Raw genomic sequence first — 650 nt, forward strand, 5'->3', positions numbered from 1 at the left:
TTGTTGAACTGGGTATATTCAGTTTTGAGGCTGGTGTGATTTACTGCGCCGCAGTTTTTTCCAGCAATAGGAAAGTCTCGGCTTTGTTGCGCGGTCTTGCGCCTTGCCACAAGGTTTGCCAACCCGAAGGTGCACCGACATTGGCGGCTTGGCGGATGAGGCGGTAGCGGCAGGACGGGTTGTCGGTCGTGGTTTTAATATGGCTATATTGTGTCCATGCGATTCGTGTGCGCTGGTCTTGGCCGTCGATGCTGATACATTCGAGGCCGTCTGAAAGTTTCTGTTTCAATTCGGAAGAAAGCGCGGCTTCCATTTGGTGTACGACCGGTGCATGGCTTTTGGCGGCGTTGAGCCACGGTAAAAACAGGGTCATCAGCAAGGCCCAGGCCAAGGTAACGCCGGCTGCCCAGTTGGTTACGGCTTGGCGGCCACGGATGTTTTTACGCGTAATCGCCCAGAGCCATAACGGGGTAAACAGCAGGGCGACGGTCATCGGAATCGGGTCAATGTCGGGGATGTAATACGGGCTGAAATAGGCGGCGCGTTCGGCCAGTTTGGCAGGCCAGCCGTAGTTCATGGCGAAAAAGCCCAGCCACAGGAAGACGGCAATCAAACCGAATGCCATGATGCCGAACCAGTTGATAAATGCC

1 pseudogene is annotated in these 650 nt (G+C 54.9%); it reads right to left on the bottom strand.

Annotated features, from left to right (window positions below):
* Positions 1-40: 40 nt before the first annotated feature.
* Positions 41-650, bottom strand: a pseudogene (locus tag ACTHUM_RS17205) (glycosyltransferase family 39 protein); the annotation flags it as partial.

The sequence above is a fragment of the Neisseria sp. P0021.S006 genome (assembly GCF_051956895.1).